Source organism: Paraburkholderia oxyphila NBRC 105797 (assembly GCF_000685075.1).
In the GTDB taxonomy this organism is placed as follows: Bacteria; Pseudomonadota; Gammaproteobacteria; order Burkholderiales; family Burkholderiaceae; genus Paraburkholderia; species Paraburkholderia oxyphila.
This window is the reverse complement of sequence record NZ_BAYD01000001.1, coordinates 76,028-90,609: the sequence shown is the minus strand read 5'-3', so window position 1 is coordinate 90,609 and position 14,582 is coordinate 76,028. Positions and strand designations below refer to the sequence as shown.

At 64.3% G+C, this 14,582-nt stretch carries 16 protein-coding genes and 1 tRNA gene; 7 read left to right on the top strand and 10 right to left on the bottom strand.

Annotation, left to right across the window (positions count from 1 at the left end):
• The first annotated feature begins 11 nt into the window (after positions 1 to 11).
• Together hemW and BO1_RS00450 are read left to right on the top strand one after the other, a co-directional pair.
• Positions 12 to 1,181, top strand: coding sequence for a radical SAM family heme chaperone HemW (gene hemW, locus BO1_RS00455; protein ID WP_407669882.1), 1,170 nt, complete (start codon positions 12 to 14; stop codon positions 1,179 to 1,181).
• A gap of 66 nt (positions 1,182 to 1,247) precedes the next feature.
• Positions 1,248 to 1,337: transfer RNA gene (locus BO1_RS00450), tRNA-Ser, on the top strand.
• Between the two features lie 372 nt (positions 1,338 to 1,709).
• Here BO1_RS00450 and BO1_RS00445 read toward each other — a convergent pair.
• Positions 1,710 to 2,129, bottom strand: a complete 420-nt coding sequence (locus BO1_RS00445; protein WP_028215851.1) for a DUF4279 domain-containing protein — start codon at positions 2,127 to 2,129, stop codon at positions 1,710 to 1,712.
• 8 nt (positions 2,130 to 2,137) lie between these two features.
• Positions 2,138 to 3,091 carry a hypothetical protein gene (locus BO1_RS60900; protein WP_245643672.1) on the bottom strand — a complete coding sequence of 318 codons (954 nt, stop codon included), beginning with the start codon at positions 3,089 to 3,091 and terminating at the stop codon, positions 2,138 to 2,140.
• Positions 3,092 to 3,655: 564 nt separating this feature from the next.
• Between BO1_RS60900 and BO1_RS00435 the strand changes: the two genes are divergently transcribed.
• From BO1_RS00435 to BO1_RS00420, 4 genes are all read left to right on the top strand, one after another.
• A complete protein-coding gene (locus BO1_RS00435; protein WP_322788515.1) occupies positions 3,656 to 3,871 on the top strand; it encodes a hypothetical protein in 216 nt (71 codons plus the stop codon).
• A 155-nt stretch (positions 3,872 to 4,026) separates the two neighbouring features.
• Positions 4,027 to 4,563 (top strand): energy transducer TonB family protein, encoded by a 537-nt coding sequence (locus BO1_RS00430; protein ID WP_084687701.1) that lies wholly within the window; start codon positions 4,027 to 4,029, stop codon positions 4,561 to 4,563.
• A 453-nt stretch (positions 4,564 to 5,016) separates the two neighbouring features.
• The gene (locus BO1_RS00425) at positions 5,017 to 6,333 is read left to right on the top strand and encodes an MFS transporter (protein WP_028215847.1); all 1,317 of its coding nucleotides are present in this window, start codon (positions 5,017 to 5,019) and stop codon (positions 6,331 to 6,333) included.
• A gap of 157 nt (positions 6,334 to 6,490) precedes the next feature.
• Complete coding sequence (locus BO1_RS00420; protein ID WP_028215846.1) at positions 6,491 to 6,670, top strand: hypothetical protein; 180 nt, start codon at positions 6,491 to 6,493, stop codon at positions 6,668 to 6,670.
• Between the two features lie 29 nt (positions 6,671 to 6,699).
• Here the strand turns inward: BO1_RS00420 and BO1_RS61725 are convergent, their stop codons facing one another.
• Together BO1_RS61725 and waaC are read right to left on the bottom strand one after the other, a co-directional pair.
• Positions 6,700 to 6,822 carry a hypothetical protein gene (locus BO1_RS61725; protein ID WP_281179131.1) on the bottom strand — a complete coding sequence of 41 codons (123 nt, stop codon included), beginning with the start codon at positions 6,820 to 6,822 and terminating at the stop codon, positions 6,700 to 6,702.
• Positions 6,823 to 7,118: 296 nt separating this feature from the next.
• Positions 7,119 to 8,126, bottom strand: a complete 1,008-nt coding sequence (gene waaC / locus BO1_RS00415) for a lipopolysaccharide heptosyltransferase I (RefSeq protein ID WP_028215845.1) — start codon at positions 8,124 to 8,126, stop codon at positions 7,119 to 7,121.
• Between the two features lie 239 nt (positions 8,127 to 8,365).
• Between waaC and BO1_RS00410 the strand changes: the two genes are divergently transcribed.
• Positions 8,366 to 9,841: a chloride channel protein gene (locus BO1_RS00410; RefSeq protein WP_028215844.1), complete on the top strand. Its 1,476-nt coding sequence runs from the start codon at positions 8,366 to 8,368 to the stop codon at positions 9,839 to 9,841.
• Between the two features lie 205 nt (positions 9,842 to 10,046).
• Here BO1_RS00410 and BO1_RS00400 read toward each other — a convergent pair whose 3' ends face one another.
• The 6 genes from BO1_RS00400 to map form a co-directional block, all read right to left on the bottom strand.
• Complete coding sequence (locus BO1_RS00400; protein ID WP_028215842.1) at positions 10,047 to 10,364, bottom strand: YXWGXW repeat-containing protein; 318 nt, start codon at positions 10,362 to 10,364, stop codon at positions 10,047 to 10,049.
• A gap of 283 nt (positions 10,365 to 10,647) precedes the next feature.
• On the bottom strand, positions 10,648 to 10,902 hold the full coding sequence (gene minE / locus BO1_RS00390; RefSeq protein ID WP_028215841.1) for a cell division topological specificity factor MinE: 255 nt from the start codon (positions 10,900 to 10,902) through the stop codon (positions 10,648 to 10,650).
• A 14-nt stretch (positions 10,903 to 10,916) separates the two neighbouring features.
• Positions 10,917 to 11,732, bottom strand: a complete 816-nt coding sequence (gene minD / locus BO1_RS00385; RefSeq protein WP_028215840.1) for a septum site-determining protein MinD — start codon at positions 11,730 to 11,732, stop codon at positions 10,917 to 10,919.
• An 85-nt stretch (positions 11,733 to 11,817) separates the two neighbouring features.
• Complete coding sequence (minC, locus tag BO1_RS00380) at positions 11,818 to 12,774, bottom strand: septum site-determining protein MinC (RefSeq protein WP_028215839.1); 957 nt, start codon at positions 12,772 to 12,774, stop codon at positions 11,818 to 11,820.
• A gap of 183 nt (positions 12,775 to 12,957) precedes the next feature.
• On the bottom strand, positions 12,958 to 13,494 hold the full coding sequence (locus tag BO1_RS00375; protein WP_028215838.1) for a GNAT family N-acetyltransferase: 537 nt from the start codon (positions 13,492 to 13,494) through the stop codon (positions 12,958 to 12,960).
• Positions 13,495 to 13,647: 153 nt separating this feature from the next.
• The gene (gene map, locus BO1_RS00370) at positions 13,648 to 14,433 is read right to left on the bottom strand and encodes a type I methionyl aminopeptidase (protein ID WP_028215837.1); all 786 of its coding nucleotides are present in this window, start codon (positions 14,431 to 14,433) and stop codon (positions 13,648 to 13,650) included.
• Positions 14,434 to 14,582 lie beyond the last annotated feature (149 nt).

The following is a 14,582-nucleotide window of genomic DNA, read 5'->3' as shown; positions in this document are numbered from 1 at the left end:
AGTCGTTCACGATGCCTGGCAGCATTCGCCTCACCTCGCTGCCGCCGCTGTCGCTCTACGTGCATTTCCCGTGGTGCGTGCGCAAGTGTCCGTACTGCGATTTCAACTCGCACGAATGGAAAGGCGAGCGCTTTCCCGAGCATGACTACCTCGACGCGCTGCGCGCCGATCTCGAACAGGCGCTGCCGCTCGTCTGGGGGCGCCAGGTGCACACGGTGTTCATCGGCGGGGGCACGCCCAGCCTGCTCTCGGCAGCGGGGCTCGATCGCCTGCTCTCCGACGTGCGCGCACTGCTGCCGCTCGACGCCGACGCGGAAATCACGCTCGAAGCGAACCCCGGCACCTTCGAGGCAGCGAAGTTCGCGCAGTTTCGCGCGAGCGGCGTGAACCGTCTCTCGGTTGGCATCCAGAGCTTCAACGAAACACATCTGAAGGCGCTCGGGCGCATTCACGACGCCACTCAGGCGCGCCATGCCGTGGAAGTCGCGGCCAATACCTTCGAGAACTTCAATCTCGACCTGATGTTCGCGCTGCCGCAGCAGACGCTCGCGCAATGCCAGGCCGATATCGAAACGGCGCTGTCGTACGCGCCGCCGCATCTGTCGCTCTATCACCTGACGCTCGAACCGAACACGCTGTTCGCGAAGTTCCCGCCCCCCGTGCCCGACGACGACCTGTCGGCGGACATGCAGGAGTGGATCCACGCGCGCACGGCCGAGGCGGGCTTCGGGCGCTACGAAGTCTCGGCGTACGCGCAGCCGAACCGGCAGAGCCGCCACAACCTCAACTACTGGCGTTTCGGCGACTACCTGGGCATTGGCGCGGGCGCGCACTCGAAGCTGTCGTTCCCGAACCGCATCGTGCGCCAGATGCGCTACAAGCATCCGGCCACGTTCATCGAAGAGGCGCGCGCGGGCAAGCCGATCCAGGAAGAACACGAAGTGAGCGCGCGCGATCTGCCGTTCGAGTTCATGCTCAACGCGCTGCGGCTCGTGGAGGGCTTCCCGGTGCATCGCTTCATGGAACGCACGGGGCTGCCGATCACGACGATCGAACCCGCGCTGAAGGAAGCGGAAAAGCGCGGCTTGATCGCACGCGACTACGAGAAGATCGTGCCCACGGAGCTGGGTCAGCGCTTTCTCAATGATCTGCAGGAGCTGTTTCTCAAAGAGCCGGCCTGACGTTCAAATCGAGATGATGGAGGGGCTGCCGGCGCGAGCGCGTTTCGGGTTACAATGCGCGGCTCCGGAGGTGTGGCAGAGTGGTTGAATGCACCGGTCTTGAAAACCGGCGAAGGGGTAACCCTTCCGTGAGTTCGAATCTCACCGCCTCCGCCAGATTCAAGGACAAATCCCCGTAAATTCAATGATTTACGGGGATTTTGTTTTTTCGACCCACAAAATGACCAGCGAGTCGCCGCCATGCCGCGCGGCCCTTTCGCGGCACCCCGGAGCGTGCGTCGGTTCGGAGGGCGCGTGAAAAGTCTGGCGTTGCACCATGCGGGAAACCGCGCGTCCCCTCACGCAGAGAAAATTTCCCGTTTTTCAAACGGGTTAATCAAACAACCGGGAAATCAAAGCCGCCTGAAATGCCAGCCAGACAACGTTTTGCGGGCGTTCTGATTTCCGGGCTTGATTTCAGGCCCGGCGGGCGTTACACGGCTGCCGGGACGCAAAAAAGCCGGCACGGCGGTTGGCTCTCTCGTTGGACTACCGGTGTTCATCAATCTCGACCGTGCCGCCCATCGCTTCCACCATGATCCGGATATCGTCGGGCACGTCGGGTACACGGTCCCCGGCCTCGTTGTCCCAGTAGCAGAAAAAGCGCATCTGCGCACCAGTACGCTTGAGCAATTCCGGCAGACCCGCTCGTGGCAGTGCCAAGCGCTCAACCAGATAGCGAAGATGCGGGCTTAGAAGGTCGCTCTGGACGTACTCCTTACTTCCGATTCCCCACAGCCCAACACGAGCCGGAAATCTGCTAGTCCGACCAGACGGCATGACGCGAAGTTGCCCTTTCACGATTTGCGTATCCGGCTCGACGCCAAAGTAGTTTGTCCAGAATTCGGGCGGCTCCACATCTTGATAGATACAGAACGACACGTGCGCACGTTGATAGGGGGATTTCATTTCGTTCCTCAGGAAGCCCAGTTGTGCACGTTGTCGATGATTTCACCATTGAACTCAACGTCTCCATCGTCGTGCCAAATGACGTTATCGTCGCCCCGCAACTTGTAGAAGTACTTCATCGCGTGAATCATGTCGCCAAAGGTCTTTCGGTCATAGCCGAGCATCTTCGCAGCGTAGTTCTCCTTGTTTGTGCTGGCAGCCAGCTCTTCGACTTCACCATCCGGCGTATCGGGCTGATACGCGAACGGTTGTCCATCGCCCAACGGCGTCGAATCGTCACCAGAATCCGCGCTGAACAGGTCATCGTTAGAGGTGCCGTCGTCACCGCTATCATCCGAATCGTCATCGCCGCCGAACACCGCCCCGGCTGCCGCCTCCACCGCACCGAGCAGGTCGCCGCCATTGCTGGTCGCTGCGGCTGCTGCGCGCTTTGCAGCGTTCGCGGCCTGGATTGCGTCGATACGCTCGACCATCGCGTTGTACTTTTCGATGTAGGCCGTCGCGCCGTCGGCATCAAGGCCCATCGATTCCATCACCGACTGGTGAAACGTCTTGCTGCGCGGACTGGCGGCGGCCACTCCGCCCCCGCCGACGCTTCGATACGCTTCGCCCCAGATTTGCGGCGCGTAGCGCTTCGAGACGCCGACACTGCCGCGCCAGTCACGGTCAATGGCCGGGACGATCAGGCCATCTCGCACCGCTTCGCGCAGAATGCGCGTGATGTCTTCGCCGTCGATCGGCGCGTGCCATCGCCCACGTACATGCTTGCAGATGAAGTCCGCATAGGCACTGAAATCGCCTGAGGTATGCGACGCACGGCGAGCAATGCTCACCCTGAACAGCTGATCGAAATCCCGCCTGTCCTGCTCCATCTGGTCTTCGCGCGCCTTCCGCGCTTTCTGACGCTCCTCGTACGACAGCCGCCAGCCACGGTCTACGTCTTCGATATCGCGAGCGGGCACTAGCGCGCACTGCCAACCGCTCTTGAGCGGAACGTAAAGCGCGTTGTATGAACCGCCCCATTCGGGTAACGACATGCCACCTCCGCCTGGTTGTGGCGTGTTTAGTAGCACGTCATCAGGAGGCTGACCTTGCGCTACCTGGACTGGCGCGCGGTTGATGCTATGTGCATGACCTACAGACTGTCCCCCGCAACGCTGCCGGTCACAACAGCTCCTGCAAGCCCCGCCAGATAAGAAACCTTGACGGACACCGCCCCGCCAGCGCGGTCTCTCCATCTGCGCCTTGGCTGCGACAGTTCTACGAAGCCGCGCGTCCAAAACGCGCGCACGGGCTCGCCTAAAAAGCCGCTCTCCTGCTTTCCTTGCCGCCTGAAATTCCCCGTTCGCCACACTCGGCCGATGCCACACGCGCATCGCGGCGGCCCATCGTCCTGCTATCGAAATAGCTTGCCGAATTTAAGGGTCGCAATCACATATCACCTCCACATATCATGCCAGCTATATGGCAGATACCTAGGTGAAAACCCTAGTACTGCGGTACAATCCCGTCCATTAAGGGGATTCATGATGCCGCACCGTTTTCAACTGCTTGAAAAATTCGCATTCTCAATCGTCGTTCTGCTTGCCGTCATGTGCTCGAGCTACATCGCCTGGGAAAGCTCGCCCGATCTGCGCGATAACCTCGAGGTCGGCAAAGAGCTCTTTATGAAGAGCGGCCAGTACTCGTACGCCTGCGCCACCGTGGCCGCAGATCCGTGCGCGCAGTTCCCCGTCGAATAAGCGCCCAATACGCTTCTCCTGTAGTTCGCCTCGCGCTGCCAGTTCCCTGGCGGCCACGATCACGCACCCGAATTCACGACGCGGGTGACTGCGGATTGAAACCCCGCGCGTATCGACTAAGCTCGAATCTGGTTTCGCATTCGAGCCTGCTCGCCATGCTCATCCGCGTCCGCCCGCGCAGCGGCCTTGCAGCCGTGAGCGCATCTGGCAATCCATCCGCCTGCACACGCCTGTTGCGGCGCTTCGTTCTGTTTTTGCTGCTCGCGCTCGCGAGCGGCTGCACGATCACACCGCCGCCACGGCCGCTGCTGGTCATCCCGCCTCAGGCAATCAATAGCGCCGCACTCGACGACTATCGCGCCGCCGTCGCGAAGCGCATCGTCGAGCGCAATCCGTCCTATGTGCTGCAAGGCACGCCGCAGGCGATGCTGCGCTCGCTCGTCGTGGTGTCCTTCACAGTCAATCGCGACGGGCAGATCACGAAATCGTCGGTCTACCGCTCCAATGGCGACTACGACGCCGAAGCCACCGCGCTCGTCACACTGCGCCGCTCGGCGCCGTTGCCTCCGCCGCCGGCACATCTGCTCAACTCCGTCGGCCAGATCGAATTGTTCGAAGACTGGCTCTTCAACGACAACGGCAAGTTCCAGTTGCGCACGCTCGCCTCGCCGCAAGCGCAGAACTTCAACTGAGCCCCGTAGCGTCGCGCCTTGCAGAGCCCACGCGCCGGGCTTGCTGGAGCCTTGCCGCGCGTTGCGCACGGTCGTTATAATTTTCCGCTATCCCCCGCCGGCATTCGACCGGCCTCGCGCATTGCATGGCGCCACCCGCGCCGCGCCAATGCGCCACCCGAGCGCCGCACGGCCACCTCTCGTGCCGCTCGCCCTTATCCGCGTGCCACCCCGCCGGTTCCCGCGTCGCGCACACAGCCGGTGCTGCGCGATGCATACTGATGAATCGTTGCCTGCGCAAAGATGCCGCCAGGGCATCCGCGGACGGCGAGCCGCGGGTGCGCCCCGGACCTGAGGCCCCTGAGCCATGCCGCTAGTCCGCCCGGCTTCGAATCCTGAACAAAAGACGCCTGCGCCGCCCCGCGTGCCCCATGCAGCGCGTCAGTGCGCGTTACAACAATTGGAGACCCATCGATGTCCACTTCTCCCATTTCGCCCGCGAGCGCCGATCAGGCGAACGCAGCGAAGCAGCAAAACACCGCGCGCGTGATCTTCGCGAGCTTCATCGGCACCGCGATCGAGTTCTACGACTTCTATGTGTACGCAACGGCCGCCGCGCTCGTGATCGGCCCCGTGTTCTTCCCGCACGGCTCGGCCACGGCCCAGGCGCTCTCCGCGTTCGTGACGTTCGGCATCGCGTTCGTCGCGCGGCCGATCGGCTCGTTCATCTTCGGCCATTTCGGCGACCGCATCGGCCGCAAATCGACGCTCGTCGCCTCGCTGCTCGTGATGGGGCTCTCCACCACGCTGATCGGCTTCGTGCCCGGCTATGACGCGATCGGCAGCCTCGCGCCGATCCTGCTGTGCGTGCTGCGCTTCGGCCAGGGCATCGGCCTCGGCGGCGAATGGGGCGGCGCGGCCTTGCTCGCGACCGAGTACGCGCCGCAAGGCAAGCGCGGCTGGTTCGGCATGTTTCCGCAGCTCGGACCCTCGGTGGGCTTTCTTGCGTCGAACGGCCTGTTCTTCGGCCTTGCCTCCACGCTCTCCGACCAGCAGTTCCGCGACTGGGGCTGGCGCGTGCCGTTCATCGTCTCGGCGGTGCTCGTCGCGCTGGGCCTCTATGTGCGCCTGAAGATTGCCGAAACGCCCGCGTTCAAGGCCGCCATCGAGCGCGAAAAGCGCGTACGCGTGCCGGTTGCCGCGCTGCTCTCGAAGCACTGGTGGCCTACGCTGCTCGGCGCGCTCGCGATGGTGGTCTGCTACACGCTGTTCTACAACGCTACCGTGTTCTCGCTTTCGCACGGCGTGAGCGCCTTGCATATCCCGCGCCCGACGTTCCTCGGCATGCTCTGCATTGCGGTGGTCTTCATGGGCATCGCCACGCCGATCTCGGCCTGGCTCTCCGACCGCTTCGGCCGCAAGCCGGTGCTGATCGTCGGCTGCATTGCGGCCATCCTCTCGGGCTTCACGATGCAGCCGCTGCTCGGCAGCGGCTCGCTGCCGCTCGTGCTGCTGTTCCTCGTGATCGAGCTGTTCCTGATGGGCGCCACCTTCGCGCCGATGGGCGCCCTGCTGCCCGAGCTCTTCCCCACGAGCGTGCGCTACACGGGCGCGGGTGTCGCGTACAACCTGGGCGGCATCCTGGGCGCATCGGTGGCGCCGTACATCGCGCAGGTGCTCGCCGCGCGCGGTGGCCTCTCGTGGGTCGGCGCGTATGTGTCGATCGCGGCAGCCGTGAGCCTGTTCGGCGTCTTGTGCATGCGCGAGACGCGTCACACGTCGCTGACCTGAGTTGTAAAGGTGCGCCGGGCCATGTGCGCCCGGCAACGCACCGGCAATAAAAAAGCGGAGTCCGCGAGGCGGATTCCGCTTTTTTATTCGCGAGCGAGACCAGCGTGCCTATACTCGAATGGACGAAGTCCGCGTCTGTCTGCCAGCGAGGTCAACGATGAGCCTGCATCTGAGCAACGCCGATGTCGTGCTAATGATCGCACTCGCGCTGGGTATCTCGCTCGTCCTGGCCTTCCGGCTGCGCACGGCAAGCTGGCGCTCAGTCGTGCTGGAAGCGTTGCTTGCCAATGCCGCGGCCATCGCGGCGGTGGTCGCTGTCGAGTTGCTGCTCGCCTGAGCGAACCGCCGCGCCCCACGGGAGCCTCATCAGTAGTAGTAGCCGTGGTGGTAGCCTCCGCTGTAATAGCCACCCGCCGGCACCACGACGCACCCGCCCAGCGCCGCTGCGAGCAATGCACCTGCAATCAGGGTACGCGTCAGTCGTTTCACTTCGTTCTCCCATCGAGTCAATGTCTGTTGTCCGGCTTTGCCCTGCATGGGCCATGCGGGCTGCGGACGCTTTCGATTGAACACGACGGCGAACGTCTGAGGCGTTGCAATTTGTAAGTAGCAGTGTGGCCAGTGTTACAGGCTGCGCAACGCCTCGCAGGCGCATGCGCTGTCGGCGCGCCGTGCGCTACGCAACGGCGACACTTTTAACAACTATGTAATGGAAAACAGCGGGAGAACGGGGAGAAAGCGGCGCCCCGGGAAGGACGCCGCGAAGACAGCGCGCGGGGCGGAGATCAGGCCGCGGTAGCGAGCGGCCCCTTCGCCGCGCCGCCGCCGTCGCGCGCGGGATAGACGCGATCGACGGCATCGAGCGCGACCGCGACGGGCGGCACGTGATGGCCATCGCCAACCGAAATCGAGCGGTTGGGCGCACGCACGCCAAGATGCTCCGCATCGGTCGCGACGAAGATCATCACGGTGGGCTTGAGCAGCGCGTGGCCGAGATGCACGAAGCCCGTGTCGGTGCCCACCACGAGCGCGCAGTCTTCAATGCGTTGCGCGACTTGCGAGACCGTGAGGCGCGGCAGCACCGTCGCCCCAGGCACGAGCGCGGCGATCTCGCGCGCCGTGGCGTGCTCGGCGTCCGAGCCCCACGGCAATTCGATGCGCAGGCCGCGCGCAATGAGTGCGTGGCACAGTTCCCCCCAATGCTCGACGGGCCACTTCTTCTCTTCCTTCGAGGTGGCGTGGAAGATCAGCGCCGTGGGCGCGTCAGGCGCGGGCAGTGCCGTGCCGTCGCGCGGGACGCGCATCTGGAAGTCGGGCGGGGTGTCGACCTTATAGCCGAGCGCCTCGCCCGTGCTGATGCGCATGCCGAGCCACGCATCGCACTTCGGACGCGGGCCGAAGCGGCCGTTATAGGCGAAGGCTGCGCCGCGCTCGCCGAGATCCTGCGCGAGGTAACCGAAACGCCGCCGCCCGCGCGCGAGAAACGCGATGATCGCGCTCTTGTAGACACCATGGATATCGACGATCGCGTCGTAACGCTCGGCGCGCAGCTCGGAGATGGACGCCCAGATCGCCTTGAAGTCGCTCCAGCGGCGCGCTTTCTTGAAGCGGCGCAGCGGCGCGCAGAGCACACGGTCGACGCCGGCGTTCCAGCGCACGATATCGGCGAATGACTCGTCGGAGGCCCAGTCGACCTTCACACCGGGGAAGGCGCGCTGGACATCGGCCACGACCGGAAGCGCCTCGACGATATCGCCGAGCGAGGTCACTTTGACAATCAAAACTCGTTTCATTGTGCTGCGGACCTGCAAGGCCCGATTTCCTTGATTTGCCTGAATTTTTCCCGAGATTTTAACGGAGCGCGAAGCGGCTCAGAGGACAAATTGCGGAGCCGTTCGCCATTCATCGAACCCTTCTTTATGTGATCCGGCACCTGATGCGGGACGCGGAAACCCGCGATCCGTCACGCAGATGAATCCGACAGCCCCCGCTCACGCCGCTACAATGATTCCTTTGCGCCCCGAATAGATCCATGCGGACCGTGAATCCGGACATTATTTCGCTGCTCGTGCGCCGCGCGCGGCGTCTGTGGCGGCAGTACGGCGTGCTGTGGCTCGGCGCGATCGCGGTCGGCCTCGTCGCGGTGTTTTACGCGCGCCTCATCGACTGGGGCTACAACGCCTTTCTGCGCGTGCAGCATCAGCATGTCTGGCTGCCACTCATCGTCACGCCCGCCGTTGCGGCGGCCGCCGTGTGGCTCACCCGCACGTTCTTTCGCGGCGCCGAAGGCAGCGGGATTCCGCAGGTGATCGCCACGCTGCATACGAAGACGGGCGATACAGGGACGCGCCTGCTCACGCTGCGCATTCTCGCCGGCAAGATCGCCATCTCGTTCCTCGGCATTCTCGGCGGCTTCACGATCGGCCGCGAAGGGCCCACGGTGCAAGTCGGCGCGGCGCTGATGTTCAACATGCGCCGCTTCTACCCGCGCTCGAATGCGCTCATCGAGCGCAAGCTCGTGCTCGCCGGCGCGGCCGCGGGGCTCTCAGCGGCGTTCAACACGCCGCTCGCCGGCATCGTGTTCGCGATCGAAGAGCTCACGCGCAGCTTCGAGGCGCGCGCAAGCGGCGTGGTCATCACGTCGATCATCATCGCCGGCGTGATCGCACTCGGCCTGAACGGCAACTACACGTATTTCGGCACGATCCAGATCGGTGCGCACTTCCCCGATCTGCTCGCCGTGGCCGTGATCATCACCGCGCTCGTCACCGGCATCGCGGGCGGCATCTTTGCCTGGTTGCTGCTCAACACGCAGCGCTGGATTCCGGAGCCGCTGCGCAAGCTGCATGGCGAGCGCCCCATCGCGTTCGCCGCGCTTTGCGGGCTGGCCATCGCGCTGATCGGCCTCGTCTCGGGCGGCAGGACGTTCGGCAGCGGCTACGCCGAAGCGCGTGGCCTGCTCGACGGCAGCGAGCATCTATCGGTCGCGTATCCGTTCCTCAAGATGGCCTCGATGGTCGGCTCGTACCTGCCGGGCATTCCGGGCGGCATCTTCGCCCCTTCCCTGTCGATCGGCGCCGGCTTCGGCAATGTGTTGCACATGCTCTTCAGCAACTTGCAACTGCCTATGCTCATCGCGCTCGCGATGGTCGGCTATCTCGCGGCGGTCACGCAGGCGCCCATCACCTCGTTCGTGATCGTCATGGAAATGATCGACGGCCACGCGCTCGTGATCTCGCTGATGGCCACCGCGTTGATTGCGAGCCGTATCTCGCGCATCTTTGCGCCGCCGCTCTACGAGACGCTCTCGCTGCGTTACGCGCAGCCGGCCATGGCGGCCGCAAGCGCGGCGCAGGCCGCAGACGTAGAAACCGCTGTGCCCGAGGCCCAGGCGGCAAACGACGCCAGCGTCGCAGCCAACGCAGCCGTGACGATGCAGGCACTGGAAGCCGCGCCGGAAAGCAATGAGCCCGGCCACACCGCAGCGGACCGAACCTCAGACCGCTGATGTGTGCCGGGCCTGGCGCGCCGTGAAGCGGCGCGTCGCGTTGGCGTGACGTCAATAGACCACGACGGGAGCCGGCCGCACATACATGGGCCGCGCCGGCACGACGATGCAGCCGGCCAGCATGAGCGCGAGCGCGGCGGCAGCAAGCAGTTTTTTGCTCATAGTGTTTCTCTCCTGGACCCGGGTTGGCGCGTTAACCGCCAGCTCACGCTGCCCAGTGACCTTCGATCCAGCGCCAGTTCGGACCGTGCGCGACCCAGTGGCCCGGCACCCAGTGATAGCCGACACGCTCGGCCTGCCAATGGCCCCCGATCCACACGTAGTGGCCGTGATCCCAGCGCCAGTGGCCCTTGTCCCACACATAGCCGACGCGCGGCGCCGGCACGACTTCGACGCGCTCGGGCGGCGGCGCGCTCGGCGCGACGACGATGACTTCTTCCGCGAGTGCGGGCGCCGCGACGGCGCAAGCGCCCGCGACGACAATGGCGGCCTTGGCAACGAGCAGGCGGATGGAGCTGTTCATGTAAATCTCCCCTTCGAGTTGGACGCCGAAAGTGGCGTTACCCGATCAATGCGCGAGCACGCGCCTGCGCTGACAACGGCGTTGTTACCGCGAGGGGTGAAGTGAAACCGAATATTTCGGTGCGGAAAGCGGCGCGTAACCGCTCATGCGCGACACGCGTGCGTCACGCACGGCGCGGGCACGCGCATCCATGCGCGCACGCGCCTGCACGCAAAGCGATGGCAATACGGCGTGAATATCGAGATGCGCGCGGCACACCAGCGCCCCGCGCGCATCGGGTGCATCAGGCCTGCGGAATCTCGATCTTGACCTCGAGCACTTCGAGGTCGTCCTGGCGCTCGAGGCTCACGCGGATGTCGTCGTCGGAGATCTTCACGTACTTCGAGATCACCGCGACCAGCTCGCGTTGCAGGGCCGGCAGATAATCGGCGGGCGGATGACCGCCTGCACGCTCGTGAGCGATGATGAGCTGCAGGCGTTCCTTCGCTACCGAGGCGGACTTCTTCTTCTCGCCGAGAAAAAACGAAAGAAACGACATGACGTGCGCCTCCCTTACTTGCTACCGAAGAGGCGCTGCAGGAGCCCCGGCTTCTGGTAATCGGTGAAACGAAGCGTCTTGTCTTCGCCGAGAAAACGCGCCACTACGTCCTTGTACGACTCGGCGACATCGGTGCCGTCGAGATGGACTGCGGGCAGGCCCTGGTTCGATGCGTGCAGCACCGCTTCCGATTCCGGGATCACGCCGATCAGCTCGATGCGCAGGATCTCCGAAATGTCCGACAGCGAGAGCATTTCGCCTTCGCTCACGCGCTTGGGGTTGTAGCGCGTGATCAGCAAGTGCTCCTTGATCGGATCCTTGCCTTCGATCGCGCGCCTGGTCTTCGACGACAGCATGCCGAGGATGCGGTCCGAATCGCGCACCGACGACACTTCCGGGTTCGTCACGATGAGCGCTTCGTCAGCGAAGTGCATCGCGAGCAGCGCGCCCGATTCGATGCCGGCCGGCGAGTCGCAGACGATGTACTCGAAGTCCATCTTGCGCAGATCTTCGATCACCTTCTCCACGCCTTCCCTCGTGAGCGCGTCCTTGTCGCGCGTCTGCGAGGCCGGCAGGATGAACAGGTTCTCGCACTTCTTGTCCTTGATGAGCGCCTGATTGAGGTTCGCCTCACCCTGGATCACGTTGATCAGGTCGTACACGACGCGGCGCTCGCAACCCATGATGAGGTCGAGATTGCGCAGGCCCACGTCGAAATCGATGACCGCGGTCTTGTGGCCACGCAACGCGAGGCCCGATGCGAAACTCGCGCTCGTGGTCGTTTTACCGACGCCACCCTTGCCCGAAGTCACCACAATGATTTTTGCCATTCCCTTACCTTGCGTTCGTCAGTTTCTCAGTTTGGTCTCATCGCGTGCCGCTCGCGCTCGCGTGTTGCTCACGCTCGCGCGGCACTCAGGTGAGCCTCAACGGTTCGATCAAGAGTCTCTCTTCGTCGAGCCGGATTTGCGCCGGCTTGCCCTTAACCTCGGCGGCGAGTGGAACTTCAGCGGTACGGTAGATCCCCGCAATCGAAATCAGTTCCGCCTCGAGGCTCGTGCAGAAAATGCGTGCGTCGTGATTGCCGTGCACGCCCGCGAGCGCGCGGCCGCGCAACGGCGCGTAAATATGGATGTTGCCTTCGGCGATCACTTCCGCCCCGTTGGACACCATGCCGAGCACCACGAGGTCGCCCTTCGCGTAGATGCGCTGGCCCGAGCGCAGCGGCCGGTCGATCACGAGCGTCGGCTCGGTGTTCGTCAAGCGCGGCGCGGCGATGTCGGCTTCGCTCCCCGCGCCCGCATTGGGGCTGTCCGCTTCCGGCGCGTCCTGGGGAAAGAGTTCCGGCTGCACGGCGGAAGCGCCGGAGGCCGCTGCGGCAGCGTCGCCCGGCTTCGCGGCCGCATTTGCGGCGGTATCGGCGGACTGTGCCGGCGCAGCGGTGTTGGCAACGGCGTCGGCTTCTTGCGCGGCGGCAGGCGTATCGCTGCCCGCGCCACCCGTGCCGGCCGTACCGCTCGCCCCGTTTGCACCGCTTAGACCGTTGGCGACGCGCTTGTCGCGCGCCTCGAGGAACGGCAGGCCCGCAACGGCTGCCCAGCCGTGCTGTGCGGGCTGAGCGACCACGCCCACGGGGCGCATGCGCACGCTTTCGAGCAGGCGCGCGATGTCGGCGAGCGGGACCTGCTCACCGTCAGCGAGGCGCCGCACGTCGATGGCCACCGTGTCGTTGGCGAAAAATTCGGGCGTCGCCTCGAAACGCCGCGTAAGCTCGGCGCGCATCGCATCGAGTTCAGTCGTTTTAACCACGAACAAAAGCGTATCGACTGAACCGCTCTTCAGTTCAAAATATGGCGATTTCTTGGGCGACATGGCGATCGGCGAAAAATTTTGCGTATTTTACAGGCGTCGACGCGCGTAGCCATTATTTTTAATGGCTCAAAATGCTGCGACATAGGGAACGATGCAAAGACGGCGGGGGTGCCGGCGCATGACGTGCGGTGCACACGTCATGGCGTGAAAAGCAAGGGAAAAGGACGCTGGGCAAGTGCTCCGTTATTGGGCCGACATGCTCTTGGGCGCAAACGCGACGTCACGCATGAGCAGCGTTTCCCACTGCTCGGGCGTTTGCGCGCTGCGCGCGTGGTCGCCGGTGGCGACGAAGCCGAGTCGCTCGTAGAAGCGCATGGCGGTGATGTTGTTATCGGTCACCCAGGCGTAGACCTGCGCGGCCCCTTCGCTCACGAGCCATTCGATGGCCGCGTTGACGAGCAGTTCGCCGCCGCGCAGATGCCGCACCGCCGGCGCCACCCACAACGCGAACACAAACGCGCGGCGTGCCGGCGCGTTCTCGAAGTTCGCGCCGATCAGGCCGGCAGGATGACCCTCGGTGTAGAGGATGAACGAGGTGGCGGCATGCGAATCCGCGTGACGCGCAGCCGCGGCGTCAAAAACGGCTGCATCGGCGGACAGCGCATCTTCGAGCGAGTCGCCGAACGCATAAGGCGCGTCGCGCAACGAAGCGGTTCGAAGCTCGCGGAGCACGGCACCCTGATCGGCAGCGATACGGCGAACGGTCAGTGACGGACTCATGCAGTCGTAAACCCCAATAAAGCACTAACGCGTAGCTTTAACCGAACTGGCGAGAGAGTCAAATCCTTATTTAACAAAATTGCCCCGCAAACGCCACACACACAGCCTTGACAGGCTGATCGATGAGCCGCACAGCCCGAGCCACCGCGGCCCTCACGGGGCCTCGTACGCGCCCGTGCCGTCCGGCCAGGGCGTGAGCAGTTCGTAGCCGTCGTCGGTGACCGCCACCATGTGCTCCCATTGCGCGGAGAGCGAGCGGTCCTTCGTCACGACCGTCCAGCCGTCGCGCTGCACCGCCGTGCCGGCGCGGCCCGCGTTCACCATCGGCTCGATCGTGAAGACCATGCCCGGCTTCAGGCGCACGCCCTGCCCCGGCTGGCCGTAGTGCAGCACCTGCGGCTCTTCGTGATAAACCTTGCCGATGCCGTGGCCGCAGTACTCGCGCACGATCGAAAAGCCGTCGGCCTGGGCGCGCCGCTGGATCGCGTGGCCCACGTCGCCGAGCGTGGCGCCTGGCTTCACCTGGCGAATGCCGGCGAGCATGGCCTCGTAAGTCGTGTCGATGAGCTGGCGCCCGACCGTGCTCGTGGTGCCCACGGTGTACATGCGGCTCGTGTCCCCGAAATAGCCGTCCTTGATCACGGCGACGTCGATGTTGATGATGTCGCCGTCCTTGAGGACCTCGTTGCGGTTCGGAATGCCGTGGCACACCACCGCGTTGACCGAGGTGCAGATCGTCTTCGGAAAGCCGAGGTAGCCGACGTTGGCCGGCACCGCCTTGAGCGTGTTGACGATATAGTCGTTGCAGATCGCGTCGAGGTCGTCGGTGGAGACACCGGGCTTGACGTGTTCGCCGATCATGGCGAGCACGTCGGCAGCGAGCCGGCCGGAAATGCGCAGACGCGCGAGGTCGTCGGCAGATTTGTAGGTGATAGCCATCTGTGAACGATAAGTGAGCGCGACGGCGCGCGAGGCGCCTCGCAGCGAATTCAACAAAGGAGCTGCGTCGAAGGGCTCATTGTACCGGGGCATCCGCCCCGTCCGGCCCGCGCCGATTCGCGATGATTCGGAGCCGTCCGATTGTTCGC